Source organism: Mycobacterium sp. NPDC050853 (assembly GCF_040653875.1).
Taxonomy (GTDB): Bacteria; Actinomycetota; Actinomycetes; order Mycobacteriales; family Mycobacteriaceae; genus Mycobacterium.
On sequence record NZ_JBFAGW010000006.1, the window covers coordinates 275,963 to 296,612 of the forward strand.

The 20,650-nt window shown below is 64.9% G+C and carries 21 protein-coding genes; 5 read left to right on the forward strand and 16 right to left on the reverse strand.

Translation table 11 applies throughout. The features are described 5' to 3' along the window. Window positions 1-251: 251 nt before the first annotated feature. Entirely contained in the window at window positions 252-926 is a 675-nt protein-coding gene (purQ, locus tag AB0H22_RS19925) for a phosphoribosylformylglycinamidine synthase subunit PurQ (protein ID WP_180750974.1), read from the reverse strand. Beyond that, the gene (purS, locus tag AB0H22_RS19930) at window positions 923-1,159 is read right to left on the reverse strand and encodes a phosphoribosylformylglycinamidine synthase subunit PurS (RefSeq protein WP_180750973.1); all 237 of its coding nucleotides are present in this window, start codon (window positions 1,157-1,159) and stop codon (window positions 923-925) included. Before purS ends, purQ begins: the two co-directional genes overlap by 4 nt. 51 nt (window positions 1,160-1,210) lie before the next feature. Between purS and AB0H22_RS19935 the strand changes: the two genes are divergently transcribed. Beyond that, window positions 1,211-1,849 carry an MBL fold metallo-hydrolase gene (locus AB0H22_RS19935; protein WP_358148365.1) on the forward strand — a complete coding sequence of 213 codons (639 nt, stop codon included), beginning with the start codon at window positions 1,211-1,213 and terminating at the stop codon, window positions 1,847-1,849. 109 nt (window positions 1,850-1,958) lie between these two features. Here AB0H22_RS19935 and AB0H22_RS19940 read toward each other — a convergent pair whose 3' ends face one another. The 4 genes from AB0H22_RS19940 to AB0H22_RS19955 all read right to left on the reverse strand — a co-directional run bounded on the left by AB0H22_RS19940 (window position 1,959) and on the right by AB0H22_RS19955 (window position 5,686). Continuing rightward, window positions 1,959-3,611 carry an FAD-binding dehydrogenase gene (locus AB0H22_RS19940; protein ID WP_358148369.1) on the reverse strand — a complete coding sequence of 551 codons (1,653 nt, stop codon included), beginning with the start codon at window positions 3,609-3,611 and terminating at the stop codon, window positions 1,959-1,961. A 29-nt stretch (window positions 3,612-3,640) separates the two neighbouring features. Then, window positions 3,641-4,276 carry a hypothetical protein gene (locus AB0H22_RS19945; protein ID WP_358148371.1) on the reverse strand — a complete coding sequence of 212 codons (636 nt, stop codon included), beginning with the start codon at window positions 4,274-4,276 and terminating at the stop codon, window positions 3,641-3,643. Window positions 4,277-4,293: 17 nt separating this feature from the next. Continuing rightward, on the reverse strand, window positions 4,294-4,998 hold the full coding sequence (locus AB0H22_RS19950; RefSeq protein WP_180750969.1) for a DUF2334 domain-containing protein: 705 nt from the start codon (window positions 4,996-4,998) through the stop codon (window positions 4,294-4,296). Window positions 4,999-5,185: 187 nt separating this feature from the next. After that, entirely contained in the window at window positions 5,186-5,686 is a 501-nt protein-coding gene (locus tag AB0H22_RS19955) for a glutathione peroxidase (RefSeq protein ID WP_180750968.1), read from the reverse strand. Window positions 5,687-5,753: 67 nt separating this feature from the next. On the opposite strand from AB0H22_RS19955, the gene AB0H22_RS19960 reads away from it, so the two are divergent. After that, on the forward strand, window positions 5,754-7,157 hold the full coding sequence (locus AB0H22_RS19960) for a sugar porter family MFS transporter (RefSeq protein ID WP_358148374.1): 1,404 nt from the start codon (window positions 5,754-5,756) through the stop codon (window positions 7,155-7,157). Here the strand turns inward: AB0H22_RS19960 and AB0H22_RS19965 are convergent. Genes AB0H22_RS19965 through AB0H22_RS19975 form a run of 3 tightly spaced genes read right to left on the reverse strand, consistent with a single transcriptional unit; the run spans window position 7,150 to window position 10,995 of the window. Continuing rightward, a complete protein-coding gene (locus tag AB0H22_RS19965) occupies window positions 7,150-7,971 on the reverse strand; it encodes an SDR family oxidoreductase (RefSeq protein ID WP_358148376.1) in 822 nt (273 codons plus the stop codon). The genes AB0H22_RS19960 and AB0H22_RS19965 overlap by 8 nt on opposite strands. After that, on the reverse strand, window positions 7,964-10,105 hold the full coding sequence (locus AB0H22_RS19970; protein ID WP_358148378.1) for a S9 family peptidase: 2,142 nt from the start codon (window positions 10,103-10,105) through the stop codon (window positions 7,964-7,966). The genes AB0H22_RS19965 and AB0H22_RS19970 overlap by 8 nt, the downstream gene beginning before the upstream one ends. Next, complete coding sequence (locus AB0H22_RS19975; RefSeq protein ID WP_180750964.1) at window positions 10,102-10,995, reverse strand: phosphoribosylaminoimidazolesuccinocarboxamide synthase; 894 nt, start codon at window positions 10,993-10,995, stop codon at window positions 10,102-10,104. Before AB0H22_RS19975 ends, AB0H22_RS19970 begins: the two co-directional genes overlap by 4 nt. A gap of 18 nt (window positions 10,996-11,013) precedes the next feature. On the opposite strand from AB0H22_RS19975, the gene AB0H22_RS19980 reads away from it, so the two are divergent. Continuing rightward, window positions 11,014-11,640, forward strand: coding sequence for a hypothetical protein (locus AB0H22_RS19980; protein WP_358148381.1), 627 nt, complete (start codon window positions 11,014-11,016; stop codon window positions 11,638-11,640). Between the two features lie 67 nt (window positions 11,641-11,707). On the opposite strand, the gene AB0H22_RS19985 is transcribed toward AB0H22_RS19980, so the two are convergent. From AB0H22_RS19985 to AB0H22_RS20000, 4 genes are all read right to left on the reverse strand, one after another. Further along, complete coding sequence (locus tag AB0H22_RS19985; protein WP_358148383.1) at window positions 11,708-12,925, reverse strand: cytochrome P450; 1,218 nt, start codon at window positions 12,923-12,925, stop codon at window positions 11,708-11,710. A gap of 3 nt (window positions 12,926-12,928) precedes the next feature. Next, window positions 12,929-14,347, reverse strand: coding sequence for an adenylosuccinate lyase (gene purB / locus AB0H22_RS19990; protein WP_358148385.1), 1,419 nt, complete (start codon window positions 14,345-14,347; stop codon window positions 12,929-12,931). A 9-nt stretch (window positions 14,348-14,356) separates the two neighbouring features. Beyond that, complete coding sequence (locus AB0H22_RS19995) at window positions 14,357-15,040, reverse strand: TetR family transcriptional regulator (protein WP_180750960.1); 684 nt, start codon at window positions 15,038-15,040, stop codon at window positions 14,357-14,359. Window positions 15,041-15,125: 85 nt separating this feature from the next. Next, window positions 15,126-16,271, reverse strand: a complete 1,146-nt coding sequence (locus tag AB0H22_RS20000) for a pyridoxal phosphate-dependent aminotransferase (RefSeq protein WP_180750959.1) — start codon at window positions 16,269-16,271, stop codon at window positions 15,126-15,128. Between the two features lie 72 nt (window positions 16,272-16,343). Here AB0H22_RS20000 and AB0H22_RS20005 point away from each other — a divergent pair, with 72 nt between their 5' ends. Together AB0H22_RS20005 and AB0H22_RS20010 are read left to right on the forward strand one after the other, a co-directional pair. After that, window positions 16,344-17,150, forward strand: a complete 807-nt coding sequence (locus AB0H22_RS20005) for an alpha/beta hydrolase (RefSeq protein WP_305803606.1) — start codon at window positions 16,344-16,346, stop codon at window positions 17,148-17,150. A 62-nt stretch (window positions 17,151-17,212) separates the two neighbouring features. After that, window positions 17,213-18,022, forward strand: a complete 810-nt coding sequence (locus AB0H22_RS20010) for an alpha/beta hydrolase (protein WP_358148389.1) — start codon at window positions 17,213-17,215, stop codon at window positions 18,020-18,022. Here the strand turns inward: AB0H22_RS20010 and AB0H22_RS20015 are convergent. From AB0H22_RS20015 to AB0H22_RS20025, 3 genes are read right to left on the reverse strand one after another with little or no spacing between them, the layout of a single operon-like run. Continuing rightward, a complete protein-coding gene (locus AB0H22_RS20015; RefSeq protein ID WP_358148391.1) occupies window positions 18,019-18,645 on the reverse strand; it encodes a hypothetical protein in 627 nt (208 codons plus the stop codon). The genes AB0H22_RS20010 and AB0H22_RS20015 overlap by 4 nt on opposite strands. Before the next feature lie 20 nt (window positions 18,646-18,665). Then, window positions 18,666-19,925 carry a phosphoribosylamine--glycine ligase gene (gene purD / locus AB0H22_RS20020; RefSeq protein ID WP_358148393.1) on the reverse strand — a complete coding sequence of 420 codons (1,260 nt, stop codon included), beginning with the start codon at window positions 19,923-19,925 and terminating at the stop codon, window positions 18,666-18,668. Between the two features lie 31 nt (window positions 19,926-19,956). Next, window positions 19,957-20,553 (reverse strand): TetR/AcrR family transcriptional regulator, encoded by a 597-nt coding sequence (locus AB0H22_RS20025; protein ID WP_180750954.1) that lies wholly within the window; start codon window positions 20,551-20,553, stop codon window positions 19,957-19,959. Window positions 20,554-20,650: the final 97 nt, after the last annotated feature.

The following is a 20,650-nucleotide window of genomic DNA, read 5'->3' on the forward strand; positions in this document are numbered from 1 at the left end:
CTCGCCTTTTACGCCTGACTGACCACCCCATGAACATGCTCCTACCTAAGTTGGTGGGAGCATAGCTGGGAGATCGGCAAACTGCATAACAGCTGAGGCCTTGATGCTCAAACCAGCTGAATTCGGCTTTGCTTTCCACTATCGAAGAGCCAACCAACATGGCCGGGGGCGGTGATACCCCACCGCCAAATAAGGCTAGAGCATGCGGCCGACATGCCGAATCGGCAGCAAATGCCTACTGGAGGCGCAGCTCAAGCGGTAAGCACGGCGTCGAGCGCCGAGTAGAAAATGCCGAGCCCATCATCGCTGGGGCCGGTGAGTGCCTCGGTGGCGTGCTCCGGATGCGGCATCAACCCGACCACGCGACCGTTGGCCGACGCGATCCCGGCGATATCGCGCATCGAGCCGTTGGGATTCTCGCGGTAGCGGAAGACCACCCGTCCCTCACCCTCCAGCTCGTCGAGCACCTCCTCCGAGGCGACGTAACGGCCCTCGCCGGACTTGAGCGGCACCAGGATGTCGGCACCCTGCTCGTAGCGGGAGGACCAGGCGGTGTGGTTGGCGTCGACACCCAGCCACACATCGCGGCACACGAAGTGCAGACCGGCATTGCGGGTCAGCGCCCCCGGCAGCAGCCCCGCCTCGCACAGCACTTGGAAACCATTGCAAATACCCAGGATTGGCAGACCCTTCGCGGCGGCTTCGACCACCGAGCGCATCACGGGGGCAAGACTTGCGATGGCCCCGGCGCGCAGGTAGTCGCCGTAGGAGAAGCCGCCGGGCACAATCACCGCGTCGACGGACTTCAGATCGACGTCGGCATGCCATAGCGAAATGGCCTCGGCGCCGGAGAGTCGCACCGCGCGGGCGGCGTCGACATCGTCGAGGGTTCCCGGGAAGGTGATGACCCCGATACGTGCGCTCATGACTCGCGAACTACTTCCCAATCCTCGATGACCGTGTTCGCGAGCAGCGCCTCGGCGATCGACTCCAGCGCGTCATCGGACAGATCGCCGTCGACTTGGATTTCAAAGCGCTTGCCCTGACGGACGTCCGCCACACCGGCATAGCCAAGGCGGGCGAGTGCACCCACGATCGCTTGTCCCTGCGGGTCCAGGATCTCGGGTTTCGGCATGACGTTTACGACGACTCGGGCCACGGGCTGACTTTACCGTGTGGGACGGGCCACATCCCGCCTAGACTCCCCTTCATGCGGCTGACCCACTTCGGGCATTCGTGCCTGCTGGCTGATTTTGGCGGCACCACTCTGCTATTCGATCCCGGCAACTTCTCGCACGGATTCGAGGGCATCACCGGTCTGTCGGCCATTCTGATCACCCATCAGCATCCCGACCACGTGGATCTGGAGCGGCTACCCGCGCTGGTCGACGCCAACCCCGGGGCGGCGCTCTACGCCGATCCGATGACCGCGGCGCAGCTGGGCGAGCCATGGCAGGCGGTGCACGCCGGCGACCGGTTCACCGTCGCGGAACTGAGTGTGCGCGGGGTGGGAGGCCAGCATGCGGTCATCCATCCGGAGATCCCGCTCATCGATAACACCTCGTATCTGATCGGCGACGGTGACCATCCGGCACGGCTCATGCATCCCGGCGATGCGCTCTTCGCCCCCGGCGAGGATGTCGACGTGCTGGCGCTGCCGGCGGCAGCGCCGTGGATGAAGGTGTCTGAGGCGATCGAGTACCTGCGCGCGGTGAACCCGGCCCGGGCGGTGCCCATTCACCAGGGCATCCTGCAAGAGGCCGCATACCCGTTCTTCTACACGCGATTTCGCGAGATGTCCGACGCCGACTTCCAGGTGCTACCCCACGAGGACGCGGTCACCTTCTAGGACTGCTAGGCCTTCCAGGCCTTCTTGGCGCCGACACGCCGTCTCGTGGCGAACATGTGCGATACGAACCCTGCGCAACGCGGCGTGTCGACGGGCCAGGGGCTAGGGGCTAGCCGATGTCCTCGGCCGCACCGCGGCCCGCGGCCCGTCCACTGAAGATGCAACCACCCAGGAAGGTGCCCTCCAATGCGCGATACCCGTGCACGCCGCCGCCACCGAACCCGGCGACCTCGCCAGCCGCGTACAGCCCCTCAAAGCAGCTGCCATCGGCGCGCAGAACGCGCGAGTCGAGATCGGTTTCCAAGCCGCCCAAGGTCTTTCGCGTAAGAATGTGCAGCTTCACGGCGATGAGCGGACCCGCCTTGGGATCGGTGAGCCGATGCGGGGCCACCACCCTGGTGAACCTGTCGGCGAGATACGCGCGTGCGGCACGAATGGCGGCGATCTGCGGATCCTTGCCGTACGGGTTGGCCACCTCCCGATCGCGGGCCGTCACCTGCTGGGCGATCATCGCGTAGTCCACAGGGGTGACGTCCGGGAGTGCGTTCATCTTGGCGACGAGGTCCGGCAAGTTCGTGGCGGAGACGAAATCGACGCCCCTGTCGATGAACGCCTGCACCGGCGCCGCCGGTCCCGCCTTACCGCGCCGCAGCACCCCACGCACATCCTTGCCCGTGAGGTCGGGATTCTGCTCCTGCCCCGACAGCGCGAACTCCTTGGCGATGATCCGCGCATTCAGGATGAACCACGAGTAGTCGTGCCCATTGCGGCAGATGTGTTCCAGCGTGCCAAGGGTGTCAAATCCGGGAAACAGCGGCGCAGGTATGCGAGATCCGTTGGCGTCCAACCAGAGCGATGAGGGCCCGGGCAGGATACGGATTCCATGCCCCGGCCAGATCGGGTCGTAGTTGGTGATGCCTTCGGTGTAATGCCACATCCGGTCGCGGTTGATCAGGTGAGCGCCTGCAGCGACCGAAATCCCGAGCATGCGGCCGTCGACATGGGCCGGTACGCCGGTCAACAGCTGGGACGGAACACGTCCCAAGCGCTCGGGCCAGTTTGCGCGTACCAGGTCGTGGTTGCCACCGATGCCGCCACTGGTCACGATGACGGCTTGCGCGCGGAATTCGAACTCTCCCACTGCTGTTCGCGAGGAGGCAATACCACGCGCGACGGTTGACGGCTCCAGCAAAGTGCCGCGGACGCCGGCGGCGGTGCTGTTTTCGACGATTAGCTCATCGACCTGATGCCGGTAGGCGATGCGCACCTGGCCACGGTCGACCGCGGCGAGCACGCGTCTGGCGAAGATCTCCACCAGACCGGGACCGGTGCCCCAGGTGATATGGAATCTCGGCACCGAGTTACCCGGCCCCAACGCATCCTTGCCACCGCGCTCTGCCCAGGCCACCAGGGGAAATGTCTGTAAACCCCTGGCACGCAACCAACTTCGCTTCTCTCCCGCCGCGAAGTCGACGTACGCGTGCGCCCACTGGCGCGGCCAGTGGTCCTCCGGACGGTCAAATCCAGCGGTGCCGAGCCAGTCCTGCAGGGCCAGCTCGTGGGAATCCTTGATCCCCAAGCGGCGCTGTTCGGGGCTGTTGACGAAGAACAGACCACCGAACGACCAATAGGCCTGCCCGCCGAGGTTGGCGGCATTCTCCTGATCGACGATGATGACGTTTTTGCCGCGGTCCACCAATTCACAGGTCGCCACCAAACCGGCCAAGCCTGCGCCTACAACGATGGCGTCGGTATCAGTCACCGGTTCACCGTAGCGGGGTCATACTGCGATTAAAAGGTCCAACTTCCTTGCGGTGAAAGCACAAAGCCATGTCCCCAAGCATCGAGGTAGCCCATCCGGCACGCCGTCATCCCGACGTCGCCGACCGCACAGAACATGTAGTCACCCTCGAATAAATTGACCCTGAGCGTTGACTTCGGTGGCAGCGGCCGGAACGTTCCCGACGGTTCGGGGCCTTTCTTGGGGTCGAAGAACTTGCCGGGCGCACCGTTGGACGCCGCAACCGCGCGCGCCCAATCAGGTGTACCGGGCATCGATCCCCAGCACTCGACAATCCCAGGTGGGCCGCCACGGCCGCTGTTCCATCCCTTCATCTGACAACGCAGGCCGTCCGGTGTGGAGAAGCGGTAGTAGCCACCGTCGGCGAATGCCTTAAGATCCCCGTATTCGTAGCCCGTCATCCCACGCTCGCGGAAGCCGGTGAGATCGGGAAAGTTCGGGAAGACCTCGGTGGTCGAAGTCCCTTGCGGCGGGGTCGGCGAAAGCGCAGCCGCCGTCGACGTAGTGGCGGATGGCTGTTGGGCCACCGTCGAGGGCGCCGTGCATCCGGCCAGAAGGACTACCAGCGCGATTGCGCCCGACGCCCGGATCGACATCAGTACGGCAATCCCCCGTGCGTGACGCATGGAGCAAACTGTACCGACTAGGCCACGCTGTGTAATACCTGTTTGGGCAACCACTCATAGATGCCCGGCGCCGAACCGTGCAGCAGCGACAGATCAATGGCATCGATCATGGCCTGCCGCGGACCGGGCTTACGAAGGTGCTTGGCCGAGATCGCCACCCGCACCACGCCGTCACGACGGGCGGTCCGTGCGGCCGACAGGACCAGCATTCGACACCACCACGGCTCGGACAGGAATCCCTCGCCGATACCCAGAACTCGCGCCCGCACCGACGTGCCGCTCACCAGATCGGTGATCTCCGAGAGCCCGATGTTCATACGGAAACCATTGCGCGGCAACATCTCAACGGCTCCCGATGACGCGGTCCAACCGGGTGCCGCAAAGAGTCGTGTACGCAACCCGGTCTGCTCCATCACGCGGTCGGCGGCCATCAGACGCAGGTTGGCCTCATGCGCGGGCAACGCGGCGAACTCGTCGCGACGCTTCTTGGTCGCGGCCTGGTCGTACCCGTGCAGCACGATGGCGTCACCCCGCGACCGGCGCGCAGCCAACCAGTCGACCGTCGGCTGGTCCTCCACCAGGCGGTACTTGCCCTTCAAACGGGGAGACACGAGGAACGACAGCGGAATCGACCGCTTGTCCATTTCCTCAGTGAATACAGCGATCTCGTCGAGAGTGCGGTCGCATATTCCCGATACCGATACCAGCAGCTGTCCTGCCATGCCGCCAGTGTGGCAACTTCAGATGTACGCAAGGTGTCAGACACCCCGCATCGAAAAGAACGCTCAAGCATCAGCCCAAAGTGCCCGCCTCGGAGCGACAATGCGCAATCCAGAGAGCCCTCAGACCAAGATTGTCGCTCGTAGCCGGGCACTACGAACTGCGCCCGAATCCGTCGCCGCCCGACCGCTACCCCAGCTCCTTCTCAATAGCCGCGATCACCTCGGCGGCATCCGGCACCGTCGTCGGCCGGAATCGGTTGACCGGCCGGAAAGATCCAGCACCATCCCGCGCAATCAAGAACTTCTCGAAGTTCCACTGCACATCCCCCGCAGTGCCCTCGGCATCCACGGTCTTGGTGAGCTCGGCGTACAGCGGATGCCGACTCTCCCCGTTGACATCGGTCTTTTCCAGCAGCGGAAACGTCACCCCATAGGTAGTGGAGCAGAACGTCTGGATCTCCTCTGCCGTCCCCGGCTCCTGACCCATGAACTGATTACAGGGCACTCCGAGCACCGTGAGGCCACGTTCGGAGTAGTCGCCGGCTAGCTTCTCCAAAGCCGCGTACTGCGGCGTGAGACCGCATTTCGACGCAACATTGACAACCAGAATGGCGTTATCGCCGAAATCTGCGAGTGACAGCTCTGAGCCATCGAGTGCGGTCAACGGGATAGAGGCGAGATCGGTCATGCTCATCACGTTACCGGTATTGCGATGGTTGACTGTTTGCACATTACGCAACGTTGCGGGAGGTCATATGAGCGAGGAGAGCGAATTCTCCTCTGGCCGCAGTGCCCTGCGGATCGCGTCGGTGGCGGCGCTGGGCGGACTGCTCTTCGGGTACGACAGTGCGGTCATCAACGGTGCTGTACAGGCGATCCAGGACGAGTTCGCGATCCGGGACGCGAAGCTGGGATTCGCGGTCGCCTCCGCGCTCCTCGGGGCCGCTCTCGGTGCCATGACGGCCGGACGCGTCGCCGACAGGATCGGGCGGGTCGCGGTCATGAAGATCGCCGCCGCCCTGTTTCTGCTGAGCGCGATCGGAGCCGGACTATCGCCGAATATCGAGTTACTGGTCACCTTTCGCGTGATCGGCGGAGTGGGGGTGGGCGTCGCTTCGCTTATCGCACCGGCCTACATCGCGGAAACCTCCCCGTCGAACATCCGCGGCCGGTTGGGTTCTCTACAGCAATTGGCAATTGTCACCGGAATCTTCTTGTCCCTCACCATCGATTGGCTGCTGGCACACCTGGCGGGTGGTTCCCGTAGCGAGCTGTGGCTGGGACTGCCCGCATGGCGCTGGATGTTTCTCATGATGGCGGTACCAGCGCTGGTCTACGGCGCGCTGGCGTACACCATCCCGGAGTCACCTCGTTATCTCGTTGCCACGCACCGGATACCCGAGGCCCGCACGGTGTTGACGAGGCTGCTCGGAGAGAAGAACCTGGACATCACGATCACCCGAATCCAGGAGACGCTCGATCAGAGCACCGCGCCCTCATGGCGCGATCTGCGCAAGCCCGCCGGCGGTTTGTACGGCATCGTGTGGATTGGTGTGGCGCTGGCTGTGTTCCAGCAGTTCGTCGGCATCAACGTGATCTTCTATTACTCGAATGTGCTGTGGCAGGCCGTCGGGTTCGGCGAGAGCTCGTCCTTCACCATCACCGTCATCACCTCGATCACGAATATCGCGACCACGCTGATCGCGATCGCGTTGATCGACCGGGTGGGCCGGAAACCGTTGTTGCTCATCGGTTCGGCAGGTATGGCTGCGACCCTGGGCACCATGGCGATCGTCTTCAGTTCGGCCGCCGTCACGGACGGCAAGCCACACCTGGGACCCATAGCCGGACCCGTTGCCCTGATCGCCGCGAACCTGTTTGTCGTCGCATTCGGAATGTCCTGGGGTCCGGTGGTCTGGGTGCTGCTCGGTGAGATCTTCCCCAACCGGATCCGCGCGGCGGCCATGGGAGTGGCCACTGCGGGGAACTGGGCCGCGAACTGGCTTGTCACCGTGACCTTCCCCGCGCTGCGTGACGCACTGGGAATCGCCTACGGGTTCTACGCGATCTGCGCGGTGTTGTCCTTGGTGTTCGTGGCGCGCTGGGTGAAGGAGACCAAGGGCATGAGCCTCGAGGATATGGATTCGGTCATCAGCTGAACAGCTGGCCTGACCGTGCGGCGGCGACAACTCCCCCGTCCACCAACAGATCGGTGCCGGTGACATAGGACGACTCGGGGCCAAGCAGGAATGCGGACGCGGCAGCGATATCGTCGGATGTGCCGATCCGTCCGGAGGCCGAGCCGTCGATCATGGCCTTCGTGATGGCACCGGTCTCCGAGGCGAGTTCCTGATGCCCCATCTTGGTGGACACCACCCCGGGACTGATCGAGTTGATGCGAGCTCCCCGCGCGCCCCACCGCCGGGCAACAGCCCTAACGCGAATATGGTTGGCGCGCTTGGAGAACTGATACGCGACCGCGGGGTACTCGATGCTCTGCACGTAGGGCAGCACAAGTAGATCCTCGGCGGGGGTGGTGGCGAGCTCTTGTTCCTGCTCGGCGGTGAGCTCCAGGGGCATGTGTCCGGCCATGCTGGCGATCACCACGCCCGCACCGCCGGAGGCGACGACCTTGCCGAACTCCTCCAACACCAACGCCACACCCACCAGATCGACGGCCAAAATAGCCTGCGTCGGTGCCTGCGCGGGCGAGAGGCCGGCGGTGTGCGCCACCTGGGTGACCCGCCCGAGCGCTGCGGCGGACTCAGCGAGCCCAGCGACCGAATCGCGCGAGGAAACGTCGACCCGCTGACCGATGACGTTGTGCCCGTCGGCCTTTAGCTCATCGACGACCGTCTGCAGCGCCTCCTCGTTATAGTCGGCGATCAGGAGCGTCTTACCGATGCCCTGGCGACGGGCGATGACCTTGCCCATTCCGCCGATGCCGGTGACAACGACGACCTCATCAGACATCCGACTTCTCCCCTTCTGCGCCGAGGACATCAAGGATCCAAGCGAGCTGGAATGCACTTTCCTTCCAGCGCTCGTAACGCCCACTGATACCGCCGTGGCCTGCCGTCATCTCGGTGCGCATCAGGATGGGGCGATCGCCGGTAGTGGTATGCCGCAGCTCGGCCACCCATTTGGCAGGTTCGACGTACAGCACCCGCGAGTCGTGCAGTGAGGTCATCGCAAGAATGGTCGGGTACTCGGTGGCACGAATGTTCTCGTACGGCGAGTAGGACTTGATGTAGTCGTAGACATCCTTGTCTTCCAACGGATTTCCCCACTCATCCCACTCGGTGACGGTGAGCGGCAGCGTCGGGTCGCAGATGGTGGTGACGGGGTCGACGAAGGGCACCTGTGCCAGCACTCCGGCGAACAGCTCGGGCGCCAGATTCACCGCGGCACCTACCAGCAGGCCGCCCGCACTGCCTCCCCAAGCGGCGAGCCGGTCCGGTAACGCAACCCCGGCCTTGATGAGATGCCTTGCCGCCGCGACGAAGTCGGTGAAGCTGTGCTTCTTGTACAGCATCTTGCCGTCCTCGTACCAGAGACGGCCCATCTCACCGCCCCCGCGCACATGGGCGATGACGAACACCAGGCCCCTGTCCAGCAGCGAGAGTCGGCCGATGCTGAACTGCGGGTCCTCACACATCTCGTACGCGCCGTACCCGTACAGAAGAGTCGGTGCCGGCTCACGAGTATCTCTGCGGTGGACCACCGACAGCGGTATCCGGGTGCCGTCCTCGGCGACCGCCCACTCCCGCCGCTCCACGTAGTCCTCGCGGCAATAGCCGCCGAGCACCGGTTGCTCCTTGAGGAGCGTGCGTTTCCCGGTGCGAACGTCGAGGTCGTAGACCCGAGTCGGTGTAATGAAGGAGGTACAACCCACGCGCAGCAGCGGCGAATTCCATTCGGGGTTGTCGCCCAGCCCGGACAGCATCAGTTCCGAATCGAACACGACCTCCTGCGGTGCGCCGTATCCATCGCCACTGATCGGCCATACTTGGATGCGCGGCAAGGCTTCTCGCCGATATCCGATCACGAACCGCTCCGCGAACGCCTCCACGCCATCCAGGCGCACATCATCACGATGAGCGATCAGGGTGCGTGCGAGTGCGGGGTCGGCGGGCCCATCGGCAACCGCGGCGACCGGCAGATCGGCGAGCGCGAAGTTCACGGCGCCGTCGTTGTGGAGGATAAGGAGTCGATCCTCATCACCCACCACTATGTGATCGACGGTGTATTCGATACCGTTGCGACGCAGCCAGACTGGCGTGAAGGTCGCGGCGGGATCGTCGGCGTCGCCGATCAGGATCTCCGAGGTCACCGAGGAGTGCACGCTGATGGCGACAAAGCGGTCGCTGCGGGTGCGGCCGACCCCGATCCAGAAACGCTCGTCCGGCTCGGAGAACACCTCGACTGGTTCCTCGCCGCTACCCAGCGTGTACCGGCGAATGGCGTAGGGGCGGAACGCCTCGTCGATCACGGGGTAGTACAACGTCCGGCTGTCCATCGCCCACGTCGCTCCCGCTCCGATATCGGCGATTTCGTCCGGGTACATCTCACCGGTACGCAGGTCCTTGAACCGCAGCGTGTACATCTCGTGACCGACGACGTCGACCGAGTACGCCAACGTGTTCCCGTCGGGGCTGACGGTGGCGGCGCCGAGGGAGAAGAAATCGTGCCCCTCCGCTTCCGCGTTCCCGTCGAGCAGGATCTGTTCCCCCGGAACGTCATGATCCAGTGTCGGCGGCGTCCAGCTTTCCCTCCCCGAGGATTCGCCTATCGGACAACGACAATGAACGCCATATTGCTTCCCCTCGAAGCTGCGGGCGTAGTACCACCACTGCCCCATCCGGGTGGGAATCGAAAGATCGGTCTCCTTGGTGCGCGACTTGATCTCGCCGAAGATGGTGCTACGCAGCCCTTCCAAGTGCCCGAGCTGGTCATCGACGTAAGCGTTCTCGGCTTCCAGGTGTTCGATGACAGCCGGACTTTCCTTCTCACGCATCCATTCGTATGAGTCAACGAAGGTATCCCCGTGGTACTCACGCTGGGTGTCGATGCGGTTCGCGGTGGGCGGGCGTACGGGCCCGCTCACGCCGACGGACCGATCCAATCAGCGAACCGAAGGCCCGAAATACGTTCGTATGCCTCGATGTAACGTTCCCGCGTGGCCACGGCTACCGCGTCCGGCAGAGGCGGCGGCGGGGTGTCCGTCGCGCGATCCCATCCCGATTCAGGCCCGGTGAGCCAGTTGCGCACGAACTGCTTGTCAAAGCTGTCCTGCACCACCCCGGCCCGATAGTTGGCGGCATTCCAGTAGCGGGACGAATCCGGGGTGAACACCTCGTCGGCCAGCACTAGCGTGCCCGCGCCATCGACTCCGAACTCGAACTTGGTGTCGGCCAGGATGATTCCTTTCTGAAGGGCGTGAGCCGCGGCCCGCGTGTAGACATTGATGGTCTCGTCGCGCAGTTGGTTGGCGCGCACCGTGCCGACCAGATCCACCACCGTGGCGAAGTCGACATTCATATCGTGCTCTCCGATATCGGCCTTCGTCGCCGGTGTGAACAACGGCGGATCCAAACGGCTGGCCTCACCAAGCCCCTGCGGCAACGCGTGACCACACACCGCGCCGGTGCGCTGGTAGTCCAGCAGCCCGGATCCGGTGAGGTATCCGCGGGCCACACATTCCACCGGAAGCATGTCGAGCCGGCGCACCAGCAGAGCCCGGCCCAGCACCTCTTCCGGGATACGCGGATCGTCAGGCGGCCCGGCCAGGTGGTTCGGCGTCCCCAACAGCCCGAAGAAGAACACGCTCATCGCGGTGAGGATGCGCCCCTTGTCCGGTATCGGCGTATCCAAGATGAAATCGAAGGCGGAAATCCGGTCAGTGGCGACGAACAGCAGGTGTTCGTCGTCGACTCGGTACAGCTCACGGACCTTTCCGCTGGCCACATGCCGGTAATCGGACAGCAAAGGACGCATCGTGCCATTCTACGATTCATGCGATTCCTGCCCTACTCCACCCGACCGGGACGGTTGCTCACCCAGCTGTTCAGCGATGTAGCGGTGGCAATCTGGACCACAATCTGGGTATTTGTCGGGCTTGCTGTGCACGGCGCCGTCTCGGCGATCGCCGAGGTGGGCCGTCAGGTGAAGGACGGCGCCGACGGCATCTCGGACAACCTGAACTCCGCGGGCGATAGCGCACACAAGATTCCGTTGGTGGGCGACAAAGTGGGTGGTCCGCTGCGCGCAGCCAGTGAGGCGGCCGGGGATCTGGCCGGTGCCGGCCACAACCTGGACACCACCGCGACCTGGCTGGCAGTTGTACTGGCGATCGCCGTCGCCGCACCACCCATCCTGGCCTTCGCAGGGCCGTGGATCTTTCTGCGGATCAGATTCTTTCGCCGCAAGCTGATCGCGGTGCAGCTCGCTGCTACCCCCGCCGGTGAACAGCTGCTGGCCCTGCGGGCGCTGGCCAACCGGCCGCTGAACAAGCTGACAGTCGTGACTGCCGATCCGGTGGCGGCCTGGCGCGCCCAGGACACCGCATCGATACGCGGCCTGGCCGCCGTCGAATTGAAGGCGGCCGGTATCGGTCCGCCGAAGACCTGGCGCACCACCTAGCGTCGACACGCCCGCTTATGGCGTGAACATGCGATACGAACCCGCCACCAGGCAGCGTGGCGGCGGGTTAGGAAGCGGCGACCACCAGGTGCCGGATACCGGTATGCCGGTTACTGCGCGTCCACTCCACCGGCTCGGCCAGCTGCACGGACGCGAAACGCGGCAGCAGCTCCTCGAACACCACGCGCAGCTCCAGACGCGCGAGATGCGCACCCAGACAAAAATGCACACCCTGCCCAAAACCCAAGTGCGGATTGGGTTTGCGCGCGATATCAAACACGTCCGGCCGGTCGAACACCAGCGCATCCCGATTGGCCGACCCCTCCCAGACCACCACCTTCTGTCCCGGAGAGATGCGCCGTCCGCCCAACGTGACATCGACGGTTGCGGTCCTGCGCTTGGACGGTGACGGCGAGGTCCAGCGCAGCATCTCCTCGATTGCCGACGGCAGCTGCCCCAGATCCGCACGCAGCGAACGGAATTGATCAGGATGCTCAAGTAGGGCCAGCAGTCCACCGGCAATGGCATTGCGCGTCGTCTCGGCACCCGCACTGAACAGCAGGTAGAAGAACAGGTACAACTCCGCATCCGACAGCGAGGGCGCCTCCGGGTCGTCGACCGTCGCATTGGCCACCACCGACAACATGTCATCGGACGGCTCGGCACGCTTACGGGCAACCAACTCCGAACCATACTGGTACATGCCAGAATTCGGGTCGCCAAGGGAGCTGGTAACTTGCGAGCGGCGTGACTTGCCGAAATCGAAACTGGGCTCTACGGCTTCGAATAACCAGTGCCGATCCGACTCCGGCACCCCCAGCAGAATGCAGATCATCTGCATGGGCAGCTCAGCGGCGATATCGACCAGGAAGTCACACGGTACCGACGGTTCCACCGCATCCAGAAGTGCCCGACACCGCACCCGCAAGTCATCCTCAACACGCTGGATCATGCGCGGGGTCAGACCGGAGCTCACCAGCTTGCGAATCTGACGATGCTGCGGATCGTCCATCATGTTGAGCACCTGTCCGGCGATCGGCAGATCCTGCAGCAGGGTACCGCCGTACGGGCGATCACCTCCGGTCACCGACGAATACGTCACCGGATCGCGCAGCACCTCAAAGGTTTCCGCGTACGTTGCCACCGACCAGAAACCCTCATTATCGGGGGTGTTCTCGGTGGGTTCATGCCAGTACACCGGCGCCTCGCGCCGATGCCTCGCGAACAGGGCATGGGGGAATCCGCCGGCGAAGTTGTCCAGGTCGGTCAGGTCCACCCCATCCATGAACTACAGGATGGCACCCGGGCTGTACGCGGCGGCATCGGGGTAAGCGTCGACAAGCGCCGAGACAGCAGCCACCACCCGATCGACCTGATCGGCGGCGGCCCCGGTGAACGAGGCCCGGTCGGCCAGCGCCGCCTCGAGTGTCGAGGCATCAAGCGGCAGCCGCGGATCATCCGCCAGCAGACCCAAAAGGTCTGGCTCGGCGCCCTTTTCACGCATGGCCAACGCCGTCGCGACGGCGTGCTCCTTGATGACCTCGTGGGCCTCCTCACGACCCACCCCGGTTCGCACCGCGGCCATCAACACCTTGGTGGTCGCCAGGAACGGCAGGTAGCGACGCAGCTCCCGGTCGATCACCGCCGGATACGCACCGAACTCGTCGAGCACGGTCAAGAAGGTCTCGATCATCCCGTCGATGGCGAAGAACGCGTCGGGCAGGGCGACACGGCGCACCACCGAACAGAATACGTCGCCTTCATTCCATTGCGCCCCAGCCAGTTCCGCGGCCATGGAGCCGTACCCGCGCAGCACCACCTGCAGGCCGTTGACGCGTTCGCAGCTGCGGGTGTTCATTTTGTGAGGCATCGCCGAGCTGCCCACCTGTCCGGGGGCGAAGCCCTCGGTGACCAGCTCATGCCCCGCCATCAGGCGGATGGTGTGCGCCAGCGAGGACGGTCCGGCGCCAAGCTGCACTAACGCGGACACCACATCGTGGTCCAACGAGCGTGGATACACCTGGCCGACGCTCGTCAGGGTGTTGGAGAATCCGAGGAATCCCGCAACCCGCTCTTCCAGTTCCGCCAGTTTGTCGGTATCGCCATCGAGCAGGTCGAGCATGTCCTGCCCTGTGCCCATCGGGCCCTTGATCCCCCGTAGCGGATACCGGTCGAGAAGCTCACGCAGCCGGGTCAGCGCGAGCAGCGTCTCGTCGGCCGCCGACGCAAACCGCTTACCCAATGTGGTTGCCTGCGCGGCGACATTGTGACTGCGCCCGGCCATCACCACATCGCGATACTCGACGGCGTGACGCGCGAGCCGCGCGACCACCGCGACGCCATGTGCGTGCACGTACTCCAGCGACCGCCGGATCTGCAGCTGCTCGACGTTCTCGGTGAGATCGCGGCTCGTCATGCCCTTGTGGATGTGCTCGTGTCCGGCGAGTGCGCTGAACTCCTCGATGCGTGCCTTTACATCGTGACGGGTGACACGCTCACGAGCGGCGATCGAATCCAGGTCGACATCCTCGACAACTCGCTCATAGTCCTCGATGACACCGTCTGGAACGTCGATGCCGAGATCGCGTTGGGCGCGCAGTACCGCGATCCACAACTGGCGCTCCAGCACCACCTTTGACCGTGGCGACCACAACTGCACCATTGCGTCGCTCGCGTACCGGGATGCCAGAACGTTAGGGATTTGCACGACAAGAGTCTATGGGGGGTAGGAAATCGACTCTGCCATCTGCTCCACTTCCAGTGGGGCGAGTACGTCCATGACGTCCACCAGCATCGCCGTCGCCGTCGCCTGCGGGCTGCTCGCGGCTTCGGTGAGCGCACCCACAATCGCGCCATCGATCGTCGAAATCAGCACCGCAACATGCTCGTTATCGATGGACCGGCCTGAGCGGCGAACCACTTGCGCCACCGCTTCGTCCCGTTGGTCGCGCAACCGCTGCTGTACCTCGCGCAATTCGGGATGGCGGCTGCAGGCCAGCTCACGCTCATACCGCGACACCAGCTGTTCCCCACCGCCGAAGCCCGGCGTGCCGAACAACAGGTCCACCACCGCCTCGGCAGTGGCGGCGGCGCCGCGACGCCGGTACTGAACCAACGACAGCCGTTCCTGGATCTGTTCCAGCTCGTGTGCCCCTGCATGCTCGACGGCCCGCGCGATGAGGTCTTCAAGCGAGGAGAAGTAATACGTGGTGGAGGCCAGCGGCAGGCCCGCACGCTGCGCCACCGCACGGTGGCGTACCGCATCAATACCATTCTCCCGCAACAGCTCAGCGGCGGCACTGATCAGCGCACGCCGCCGTCGCTCCCCTTTCGGGGTAGCTTGGGGACGGTGCACGGCGCTCCCGTGCGGGAACACCTCCACCTGCTGCCTGACCGTCACGCCAAGTCATGCTGCCAGCAGCGACGCATCCCCACGGGCGTTTTGCGCTATCTCGTGCAAGCAGTCGGCGTCAGCCGCCGCCGACTCACGTGCCCAGCCTCTCCAATGCCTCCTCGATCGCGTCTCCGCTCCCGGCGAAGCTCAACCGGACGGTGTGGTGGCCGTGCGCGGTATCGAAGTCGATACCCGGTGCAACGGCTACCCCCGTGCGCGCCAACAAGTCCGCGCACCACTGTTCGGCATTATCGGTCAGGTGCTCAATATCGGCATAGGCATAGAACGCGCCGTCGGGCGGGGCGATCTTGGTGATACCCGCGGCCGCAAGACCGTCGATGAGCAGCGTCCGGTTGGCGGCGTACCGACGCACATGTCCGTCGAGCTCGACGCGCGCCTCGGGGCTGAACGCCGCCAGCGCACCGTACTGGGAGACGGCGGGCGGACAGATGGTGAAGTTGGAGGACAACCGGTCGACGGCGCGCAGGAAACGGCGCGGCACCAGCATCCAGCCCAGCCGCCAGCCCGTCATCGAGAAGTACTTGGACACCGAACCCATCACGATCGCTTCACGGCTGAATTCCCATGCACTGGAAGTCTTTTGATCGCCATAGGACAGTCCGTGGTAGATCTCGTCGGATATCAGCAGGGTGCCGTTGGCCTCGCACCATAACGCGAGTGCCTCCAGCTCCGTCGCGTCGATGATGGTGCCGGTCGGGTTGGCGGGGCTGGCGACGATGAGACCGGCGGGCGGTTTATCGAGTGCCTCCAACATCGCCACCGTCGGCTGGTATCGCGTCTCCGGTCCGGAGTCGATCTCGATGACCCGGCAGCCCAGTGCGGCAAGACAATTGCGGTATGCGGGATATCCGGGGCGCGTCATCACCACGGTGTCCCCGATATCGAAAGCCGCCAGGAACAACAGCGTAAATCCACCCGAGGATCCGGTGGTGACGACGACGTCGTCCGCGGAGACGTCGATACCCGATCGCTCCCGGTGATACTCGGCGATCGCCGCACGCAGTTCCGGCAGTCCCAGTGTTTCGGTGTACCCGAGCACGTGCGTACCGAGGGCCTCCCGCACCGCGTCGAGAACCACCGCGGGGGCACCCGTCGACGGCTGGCCGGCAGCCAGGGAGATCAGGTCCCCATGCGTGCGCTGGCGCGCGGCCGCCGCCGTCAGCACGTCCATGACGTAGAACGGTGGAACGTCCGATCGCTGCGAGAGACCTGCCATGAATCGACGGTATCGAACGCTCGGCAAGATGCTCTTCGCGCTAGCGCTCATCGCCCGGGCATGATGGTCGACATGCGTGATCTGTCCCGACGCTCTCTGCTCAAGCTCGGCGCGGCGACCGGAGCCGGTGCCGCCCTACTCGGCACGGGAGGTTTCCCGGCCCGCGCCGATGGTGCCATCTCCGCGGGTTCCTTCGTCTCGGCCGCCCGCGGCGGTGTGGGCACCGAATGGCGGATCGCCCGGCCGCCCGGTGTCACCGGCCCGATCCGGCCCATCATCGCGCTGCACGGCAAAGGTCAGACGGCCGCAGGCGTCATGGAAGGCGGCGTGCAGAACATGCTGGCGCAGGCCGTGGCCTCGGGCGCCAAGCCGTTCGCCCTCGCGAGCGTGGACGGTGGCGGCGGCTACTGGCACAAGCGGGCCTCAGGCGAGGACTCCGGCGCCATGGTGCTCAATGAATTCATCCCGCTGCTGGCCGAGCAGGGGCTGGACACCTCACGCGTCGCATTCCTGGGCTGGTCGATGGGCGGATACGGTGCCATGCTGCTCGGCTCGCGCCTGGGCGCTGGGCGCACCGCCGCCATCACCGCCGTCAGCCCGGCGCTGTGGACGTCCTCGGGTGCTGCCGCACCAGGCGCCTTTGACGGCCCTGACGACTACGCCGCGAACTCGGTGTGGGGGCTGGCGGCCCTGAACTCGATTCCGCTGCGTATCGACTGCGGTGACAGCGATCCGTTCTACAGCGCTACCAAACAGTTCATCGCGCAGCTGCCCACACCACCCGCGGGCGGATTCAGTCCCGGCGGCCATGACGGCTCCTTCTGGAGCTCGCAGATCGGCGCGGAAATGGCATGGATGGCGCCGCTGCTCACCGCGTGACTCCGGTGAACGGATAACCAACGACCTCGACGGGTTTGCCATCCGCTGGCATTATGGCGGCCGTGACCGAAATGAGCCGTCGCCGCCTGCTGCAGATGGGTGCCACGCTCGGGGCCGGTGCTGCGCTTCTCCCGGCGCTCGCGGCGCCTGCTCGGGCCGCCGCCGATGTCACCAGCGGATCGTTCATCTCCGAGGCTCGCGGGGGCATTCCCACCGGGTGGAAGATAGCCAGGCCACCCGGGGTCGATTGGCCCGTGCGGCCGGTGATCATGCTGCACGGCCGTGACGAGAACGCCGACCGGACCATCTACTGGGGTTACGAGCGGATGCTCGGGGATTTGGTCGCGGCGGGAGCCCCGCCCTTCGCGGTCGCCGCGATCGACGGCGGCAACAGCTACTGGCACCCCCATGCCAACGGTGACGATCCCGGCGCCATGATCATCAACGAGTTCATCCCGATGCTCGCCGAGCAGGAAGGTCTCGACGTGTCCCGGGTCGCCTTCATGGGCTGGTCCGCGGGCGGGTACGGCGCGCTTCTCAACGGCGCGCGCCTGGGTGGCCCACGGACAGCCGCCGTCGCCGCGGTCAGCCCGTCAATATGGCTGTCCTATCCGGAAGCCACCGCCGACGCCTTTGACAACGAGGAGAACTGGGAAGAGAACACCGTTTTAGGGCGGCCCCAGCTGAACGGGATGCCGATATGGGTGTCGTCCGGGTTCAATGACAGGTTCTACACTGCCAGTAAGGTTTTCGCCGAGCAGCTCCCGGCGACTCCCGCCGGCGAATTCGGTCCAGGCGCACACGAGGGCGGGTACTGGCTATCGCAGGTCCCGCTCGCACTCAGCTGGATCGCACCGATCCTGGCCGCTTAGAGTCCCGGATTCGGAGGGACCTCGAAAGTCGTTGAGGGTTCCTTGGGCGCCTGAACGCATCGGACCGTCCACCAGTTGGCAATCGAACCCGACCGTCGGTCCTCGCACTGATGTACTTGTTCCTGCCTGATGCCTTCGAAGTCGCGAGTCGTATTACAGGAACGCGCCGCCGATTGATGAGCGAACCCGTAGCGGAGGACCAACGCGTCGATCGAGAGAAGGCCATCACGCCGGGTGATCTTGTCGGCCAACACCAGGTTCTGTTCGGTCATGCCACGGATGTCCGCCTCCAACGTCAGTCCATGTTCGGCATGACTGTCGGGCAGCAGCACCCGCAACGACTCTGTCTCGCGCCGCAATGCCAGACCGAACGCTGATGCAGCGACGCGGATCCGCTCGTCCTCCCACGACCAGGTGCGACGCTTTGTCAGTTTCGAGAAGTCGTCGTACTCGAGGGTGGCACGTTCACTGACAGCGAGAAAGGCGGTACACAACGACAATTCGTGGGCATCAGGAGCCGGCACAGCCTGTGATCGATTCGACCTCCAGCTCGCCGCCAGCAGCACGATCGCGATGAGAACCACGGCCACCGAACCAACCGCAAACCAACCTCGGCGCCCCATCAGTCCCCCTTGTCATCCGCCTAGACGCTGATACGCCCTTCGGCGGCGGCCAGCCCGATATCGCTGCGGAAGTGGCTGCCCGGCAGACGAATTGCCTTGACCTTCGCGTACACATCGGCGCGCGCGGCCTCTAGATCTGCGCCGGTGCCGACCACCGACAGCACCCGTCCACCGGAAGACACGACGGCGCCGTCCTCACGACGGGCAGTCCCGGCGTGCAGCACACCCTCGCCCTCGGAGCCGGTGATCACGTCGCCGGTGCGCGGACGCAACGGATAGTTCTCGGCGGCCAGCACCACGGTGACGGCACTGCCGTTCTGCCAGCGCAGCGGGCCGAAGTCGTGGAGAGTCCCGGTCGCGGCGGCATTCAACAGCTGCCCCAGTGGCGATTCCAGCAGCGCCAGCACCGCCTGAGTTTCGGGATCGCCGAAGCGGCAGTTGAATTCGACGACGGAGGGACCGTTCGAGGTGATCGCCAGCCCCGCATACAGGACTCCCGTAAATGTGCTGCCGCGCTTAACAAGCTCAGCGGCAACGGGTTTGACGAGAGTGTCCACAATCTCGGTTACCACCGCCTCGGGTAGCCAGGGCAGCGGACTGTAGGCACCCATGCCGCCGGTGTTCGGGCCCGTGTCGCCGTCGCCCACCCGCTTGTGATCCTGAGCCGGCAGCAGCGGCACGACTGTCTCGCCGTCGACGATGCACAGCAGGGACACCTCGGGCCCGTCGAGGAAGGACTCCAGCAGCACCGGATGCCCGTCGTCGAGCAGGCTCGCAGCGTGCGCCCGGGCCGCGGCCCGATCGTCGGTGACCACCACGCCCTTGCCCGCGGCCAGCCCGTCGTCCTTGACCACCCAGGCCGGCTCGCCGGCGAACCGGTCCAGGGCCGCATCGAGATGCGCTGGGTTGTCCACGATTTCGCTACGCGCGGTGCGCACTCCGGCGGCGGTCATGACGTCCTTGGCGAAAGCCTTGGACCCTTCGATACGCGCGGCGTTGGCCGACGGACCGAAGCATGCGATGCCTGCCGCACGCACGGCGTCGCCGACGCCGAGCACCAGCGGGACCTCGGGGCCGATGATCACGAGATCCACGTTCAACTGCGCGGCCAGCGCCACGACCTCGGTACCGGAGCCGATGTCCACCGCGTGCTGTTCGGCGACGGCAGAGGTCCCGGCATTACCGGGGGCTATCGCCAGATAGTCCACCTGCGGGTCGCGCCGCAGCGCGAGCGCCAAAGCGTGTTCACGGCCACCGGACCCAATGACAAGGACGCGCATGCCCCGACCCTATCGGTCGGGGTATGGCTGGCTATGCATCCGGGCGGTATCCCCGCAGGAGTTTGGCGAGCAGCGCGTCCCTACCTGCGACCAGCTCCGGGTAGGGGCGCAGCGTCTTCACCAGCGCCTCCCCGTCGAACATATCGGTGATCATGAACACCAGCGTGACGAGCTCCGCTTCGGACAATCGGTCGGTGCCCGGCACCGATCGCGCCAGCCCAACCATTTGGGCGCCGTACTCGGCCACCGCCACCTGCAGGGTCGCGCGCAACTGTTCGTCGGTGCGCGCAGCGACCATGAGTTCGTACAGCACCGCGTTGATGGGCTCCTCCTTGAGCGCCCGCATCACGGCCATCACGTCCACAAATTCGGTGAGACGATCCCCCGCCTCATCGAACTGCGCCCGCACCGTGGCCAGCTGGCGGCGCAAGGTCTCGCGCGCCACCGCGCCCATGAAATCGCCGACCGTCGGGAAATGCCGGAACAGCGCCCCGTACGACAGCCCCGCACGCCGGGCGATTTTCTGCACGGAGGCACGTGAATATCCCAGCTCAGCGATGGTGTCGATACCGGAATCGAGCAGCCGCGCAATGGTCGACTCTCGACGCTCAGCTTGGGTGCGGCTCACGGGTGCACACTAGAGGAATGCGACACGAATGTGGCGCCCATCACTAACATTGTGATTGGTTGCCATCTTTTTTAGACTCTCGGTAACACCCAACGAA

Bases quoted from the DNA above. Each gene is read 5' to 3' on its own strand.
- AB0H22_RS20015 (WP_358148391.1), bottom strand. From the start codon at position 18,645: ATGGGGCGCCGAGGTTGGTTTGCGGTTGGTTCGGTGGCCGTGGTTCTC.
- AB0H22_RS19980 (WP_358148381.1), top strand. From the start codon at position 11,014: ATGCGATTCCTGCCCTACTCCACCCGACCGGGACGGTTGCTCACCCAG.
- AB0H22_RS20005 (WP_305803606.1), top strand. From the start codon at position 16,344: ATGCGTGATCTGTCCCGACGCTCTCTGCTCAAGCTCGGCGCGGCGACC.
- AB0H22_RS19975 (WP_180750964.1), bottom strand. From the start codon at position 10,995: ATGCGTCCTTTGCTGTCCGATTACCGGCATGTGGCCAGCGGAAAGGTC.
- AB0H22_RS19950 (WP_180750969.1), bottom strand. From the start codon at position 4,998: ATGGCAGGACAGCTGCTGGTATCGGTATCGGGAATATGCGACCGCACT.
- AB0H22_RS19985 (WP_358148383.1), bottom strand. From the start codon at position 12,925: ATGGATGGGGTGGACCTGACCGACCTGGACAACTTCGCCGGCGGATTC.
- AB0H22_RS19955 (WP_180750968.1), bottom strand. From the start codon at position 5,686: ATGACCGATCTCGCCTCTATCCCGTTGACCGCACTCGATGGCTCAGAG.
- AB0H22_RS19960 (WP_358148374.1), top strand. From the start codon at position 5,754: ATGAGCGAGGAGAGCGAATTCTCCTCTGGCCGCAGTGCCCTGCGGATC.
- AB0H22_RS19945 (WP_358148371.1), bottom strand. From the start codon at position 4,276: ATGCGTCACGCACGGGGGATTGCCGTACTGATGTCGATCCGGGCGTCG.
- AB0H22_RS19965 (WP_358148376.1), bottom strand. From the start codon at position 7,971: ATGTCTGATGAGGTCGTCGTTGTCACCGGCATCGGCGGAATGGGCAAG.
- purQ (WP_180750974.1), bottom strand. From the start codon at position 926: ATGAGCGCACGTATCGGGGTCATCACCTTCCCGGGAACCCTCGACGAT.
- purD (WP_358148393.1), bottom strand. From the start codon at position 19,925: ATGCGCGTCCTTGTCATTGGGTCCGGTGGCCGTGAACACGCTTTGGCG.
- AB0H22_RS19935 (WP_358148365.1), top strand. From the start codon at position 1,211: ATGCGGCTGACCCACTTCGGGCATTCGTGCCTGCTGGCTGATTTTGGC.
- AB0H22_RS20000 (WP_180750959.1), bottom strand. From the start codon at position 16,271: ATGGCAGGTCTCTCGCAGCGATCGGACGTTCCACCGTTCTACGTCATG.